7 protein-coding genes are annotated in these 4,673 nt (G+C 69.9%); 6 read left to right on the top strand and 1 reads right to left on the bottom strand.

All coding sequences use genetic code 11. From position 1 onward, the window contains the following. Positions 1 to 455 (bottom strand): hypothetical protein (locus tag IRZ30_RS15795; RefSeq protein ID WP_294086508.1); only part of this gene is annotated, 455 nt, incomplete at its 3' end. Positions 456 to 668: 213 nt separating this feature from the next. Between IRZ30_RS15795 and IRZ30_RS15790 the strand changes: the two genes are divergently transcribed. From IRZ30_RS15790 to IRZ30_RS15765, 6 genes are all read left to right on the top strand, one after another. Further along, positions 669 to 848: a helix-turn-helix domain-containing protein gene (locus IRZ30_RS15790; protein WP_294086506.1), complete on the top strand. Its 180-nt coding sequence runs from the start codon at positions 669 to 671 to the stop codon at positions 846 to 848. 123 nt (positions 849 to 971) lie between these two features. After that, the gene (locus IRZ30_RS15785) at positions 972 to 1,358 is read left to right on the top strand and encodes a hypothetical protein (protein ID WP_294086504.1); all 387 of its coding nucleotides are present in this window, start codon (positions 972 to 974) and stop codon (positions 1,356 to 1,358) included. After that, a complete protein-coding gene (locus IRZ30_RS15780; protein ID WP_294086502.1) occupies positions 1,355 to 2,206 on the top strand; it encodes a hypothetical protein in 852 nt (283 codons plus the stop codon). Before IRZ30_RS15785 ends, IRZ30_RS15780 begins: the two co-directional genes overlap by 4 nt. After that, complete coding sequence (locus tag IRZ30_RS15775) at positions 2,203 to 3,609, top strand: hypothetical protein (RefSeq protein ID WP_294086501.1); 1,407 nt, start codon at positions 2,203 to 2,205, stop codon at positions 3,607 to 3,609. The genes IRZ30_RS15780 and IRZ30_RS15775 overlap by 4 nt, the downstream gene beginning before the upstream one ends. A 386-nt stretch (positions 3,610 to 3,995) precedes the next feature. Then, entirely contained in the window at positions 3,996 to 4,298 is a 303-nt protein-coding gene (locus IRZ30_RS15770; protein WP_294086500.1) for a hypothetical protein, read from the top strand. After that, positions 4,295 to 4,570 carry a hypothetical protein gene (locus IRZ30_RS15765; protein ID WP_294086499.1) on the top strand — a complete coding sequence of 92 codons (276 nt, stop codon included), beginning with the start codon at positions 4,295 to 4,297 and terminating at the stop codon, positions 4,568 to 4,570. The genes IRZ30_RS15770 and IRZ30_RS15765 overlap by 4 nt, the downstream gene beginning before the upstream one ends. Positions 4,571 to 4,673: the final 103 nt, after the last annotated feature.

The following is a 4,673-nucleotide window of genomic DNA, read 5'->3' as shown; positions in this document are numbered from 1 at the left end:
ACATGCGCCCCTTCCGAGATCCTGACTGCCGGCGCACCCTCACCACGCGCCACCAGCCAGCGGTACACGGCCGCGAGGTTCTCCAGGAACGCGTCATCGATCCTGCCTCCCGGCCTGCGGACCATCTCGAACGCCGTGTGCGGGTCGTGATCCGGGTCTACCAGCCTGGTGCTCGGGATCGACGCACCGAACCTGAGGGGCTCGGCCTGCCCGAAAAAGGCGTCGACCTCGGCGAGCGACAGCGGTTCTCGCTCCGCGGCCGGTTTGATGAAGGCCTCGAATTGCTGCGCGGCCACGAGCTGCATGGTGGTGAGCGTCTGCTCAATCTCGGCGATCGGCAGGTCACGCCACCGCCGGGGCGAGATGGGCGCGTCAGAGGTCATCAGCGCGGTGTGAAGCCGTAAGCGCAGGTTGTCGCCTGCTCCGATAGGGCGGTACTGGAGGACGACGGTCACGCCAGTCTCATCGAGGACCCGGACCCATCCGCCCGGCCAAAAGGTCACATCCCATCCCTGCCACTTCAGCATGTCTCCCACTCTCGCACCTACTCACGGGAGTGAGCAAGTGGGCCACCTTTTTACACCTGGTACCACCAGCCACTACAGTGATGCCTATGCGGGCCGCCTATGCGTCCCGCTGGTGTGGTCCACCTATGCACTGGAGCCTGAATGGTCAGCAACCCACATCCCGCGTACAAGCCTCGCGAAGCCGCGGCGTTGATGAACGTCCACATCAACACTGTGTATCGGATGATCCAGGACGGCCGCCTGCCATCGGTCCGTGCCGGTCGCGTTCACCGGATTCCCGCGTCGGCGCTGATCCCCTACCTCGGCAAGGCGGCCGCGTGAGCGGCCGCCGTTCCCCCGGCGAGGCCCCGCCCGCCGACGAGCCGACCACACATAACCGCACGTCAACCAAGGGTCGATCTTGGCCCGGGACATTAACGCCCACGTTTGCTACTGAGAGCCCCTATGACCAACAAGGAGGCGGCGATGAGGCCGCCTGAGAACAAGCGAGGGGGCGGCCGCCCCTCCCAGGAACGCCGCCCCAACACCACGACTGCGGATCACCACACCGCACGAGCTAATTCCATCGTAGGCCCTGACGCCGTCACCGGCACAGCAAGCACCGCGCGCCGCCGCTACGCGCACGCCGTCGAGCTGTGCCGGGCAGCGATCATCGAACGCGCCCAGGCCGCGGCCGCCCTCGCCGCAGACCCCGGCAACGCCGAGGACTACCTCGCGCTCGCCCACGGCCAGCTCGTCGCCGAGGTCACCGCGATCCTGAGCCGCGAGGCCCGCCGGCACTCGACCGCGCGCCGCCTCACCACAGCCCTCACGAGCAGGAGGCGGATGTGAGCACCCCCTTCGCCCAGGTCCTCCAGCGCCTGTACGAGACGACCGGCTACGCCCCGCGTGGATCGGCCACCCAGAAAAGCGCCCGCTGCCCCGCCCACGACGACGGCAGGGCCAGCCTGTCCATCGGCATCGGGCGGGATAATCGCGTTGTCCTCAGCTGCAAGGCCGGCTGCGACAGCCGGGCCGTCATCGACGCCCTCGGGATCGACTGGGCGGCGCTCTACCCACCCGAGCTACAGGGCCAGGGCGGGCAGCGCCGCGACCCCGACGAGTGGATTCCCTGCCTCGACAAGGGCCACCGCAAGATCGCCGAGTACCGGTACACCGACGAGCAGGGCGCCGTGCTGTATGGGGTGACCCGCTGCGATCACAAATGTTTCGCACAGTGGCGGCCGGACAGCTCCAAGAAGTGGGGGCGCCGGTGGGGCCTGCGCGACGCCCAGGGCAACAAGGTCCGTCTTGTTCCCTACCGGCTGCCCGAGGTCCTGGCCGCGATCCGTGACGAGCGGGTCGTGTGGATCGCCGAGGGTGAGAAGGACGTGGAGGCCCTGCGGGCTCGGCCGCTCATCACCGCCACCACCAACCAGGGCGGCGCCGGGATGGGCTGGCCGCAGGACTTCGCGCGGTACTTCCCCGGCGCGGACGTGGTGATCGTGGCCGACCGGGACCCGCAGGGCCGCGAGCATGCGACCAACATCGTCAACAACCTGATGCCGGTCGCCCGCTCGATCACGGTCGTGCAGGCCGCGCATGGCAAAGACGCCTCTGACCACTTCGCCGGCGGCGGGAACACCGGAACTTTCGTGCAGGTGTGGGAGCCGAAGCCGTTTCCGGGGGCCGCTCGGTGAGCGCACTCCTGACCGAACCCACCTGGGCGCCCGACATCGTCAAAGAAAGCGCCGAGACTGCCCCGCTCGACGGCGAGGCACCTGGGCTGAGGGTCGCGGTCCTGCCGGAGGAGTTCTGGCAGCGCCCCGTGCTCCAGCACATCCGGCAGGCCGCGCACTCCCGTAACCGCTCCGGCGACCTGGTCCTGGGCGGCGTCCTGGCCCGCCTGGCGGCCCTGGTGCCCCCGCGGCTGCGAGCAGATACCGGAGTCGGCTCACCAGCCTCCCTCAACCTGTACGTGATCCTCTTCGGCGCCTCTGGCTCCGGAAAGTCCTCGGCAGCCTGGATCCCGCAAAAGCTGCTGCCGCCACCGCCGAACCTGGACTTCCTCGACGGCATTCCCCTCGGGTCCGGTGAAGGCCTCGCCGAGGCCTACATGGGCGAGAAGACCGTGGAGACCGGCGAGATCCACAAACGCGGCCCCTTCAAGGGCGACCCCAAGACCGAGAAGGTGCGGGCGCAGGTCCGGCATCACGCCCTGTTCTACGCCGACGAGGGCGAGTCCCTCACCAAGCAGCTGTTCGGCCGCAGCGGTGCCACGGTCGGCGCCTCCATTCGCCAGGCGTGGACCGGCGGGACCTTCGGGCAGTTCAACGGCCAGAAGGTCAACACGCGCGTCATCGCCGAAGGCACCTACTCCATGGGCATCGCGGTTGGCTTTCAGCCCGAGACCGCGCTGCCGCTCCTCCAAGACGCGGCGGCCGGCACCCCGCAGCGCTTCCTGTGGGTCTCCTCCACCGATCCGAACATCCCGGATGAGAGCGTTGCGTGGCCGGGAGAGTTGGACCTTCGGCTGCTCAAAACCGGCCGAGACGGGTTCGGCGCGACCGAGCAGCTGACCTTCGCCCGGGAGATCCGTGAGGAGATCCGCCGGGACGACAAGGCGCGGTCACGGGGCGAGGCCCGGCTGCCGCTGCTCGACTCCCACAAGCCGCTCATGCGGGTCAAGCTCGCCGCGCTGCTGGCCATCCTCGACAACCGGCTGGACGTGCTCGCCGAGGACTGGGAGCTCGCCCTGGTCATGTGGGAGACCTCCTGCCGGATCCGGGACGCCCTGATCGAGTACGGGGAGCGCCAGCAGGCCGCCGAGGAGGAGAAGCGCACCAGGGCGCTCATCGACCGCGAGGTGCGGGCGCACGCGGCCAAGGCGGCGGCCGACAGCGACATTCGGCGGGTGGCCCGCCGAGTGGCCCGCAAGGTGCACGAGGCGGGCGCGGACGGGATGAGCCGCGGCGCGCTGAGGAAGGCGGTCGCGTACCGCGATCGCGACCGGCTGGGCGCCGCCGTCGACTTCGCCGAATCGGAGGGATGGGTGGTCGTGGAGGGCGACCGCGTTGTCCCGGGGGGATCGGTGCCGGTGTGATGAGCCAGCGTCGAGCACGCCCGAGCGGAGGCCTCCGGAGGGTGTACAGGTGTACATGTACACCCTCCCCTCGCATCCCTATAAACGCGCGGACACGATTTTTTTCTTTTCTTTCCTGGTCAGAGGCTTGCGGGTGGGTTCGGGGTCCGATCGATTTTTCCGACCCGAGGTGTACATGTACACCTTGTACACCCTCCGGCGGGGCCTGTGATCAGGCTCTCGGCGCGGCTGCTGCGACGGCGGCCGCGCCCCTCCGGATGGCTGGTCGACCACGTCCTGGCCGCCCTCTTCTGCTCGCCCAGCCTCGCCCCGGCCTGTCCGTGGGTGAGGCGCCCGGGCGCGACTCGGCCGCCGGCGCTTCCGCCATGGCTGGAACAGGAATCCCCATGCATCACCGCACTGCTGAGCGGACCCGCGTCTGCACCTCGGCCGCCGACCTTCAGGCGCTGATCGTCCTCGCCCGCCGCGTCAACCAGCTCGCCGCCCAACACGGTGTCGCCCCGGCCGAGGCTCAGCGCCTCGCCGAGGACGAACTCGGCGCCGGACGGCCCGGCGGCGGGCCCGCTCAACCCCCGAATCTGACTACCGAGAAGTGCCGTTATCCGGAGCTAGCTGAGATGGTGGCGGCCGACACCAGCCGACCCCGCCCCGCGACAGCCGACGACGCCACCGTACGGAGGAACCTGTGAACGCCACTGACCGCGAGCAGCTCGCCACCGCGACCGCCACCTACATCCACGACGTCCTCATGCCGCGGCATGCCGCTCGCGCGGCCTCCCCCGGCATCACCATCGTCCGTCCCGACGGCGAGCGCCCGCCGACTGCCGTCGAGGACATCGCCGCCGCCCTGCTCAACGGCGAGGTGTGGACGTCATGGCTGGACCCCCTCGTGGAGACCGCGCTGCACCGGCTGCACGCCGCGCCGGCCGACACGACACCGGCGGCCCGCGCCGATCACTGACCCGTCCCGGGCCGCCCCCGCTCGAACCGGGGGCGGCCACCACCCAGAAAACCGCATACGGCCCCACCCTGGTAGCGGCCGGGGCGGGGCCACACCCAAGGAC

Origin of the sequence: Sphaerobacter sp., from assembly GCF_019683595.1 — a bacterium.
Taxonomy (GTDB): Bacteria; Chloroflexota; Chloroflexia; order Thermomicrobiales; family Thermomicrobiaceae; genus Sphaerobacter.
The sequence above is the reverse complement of the archived record's forward strand: the minus strand, read 5'-3'. Positions and strand labels throughout refer to the sequence as shown.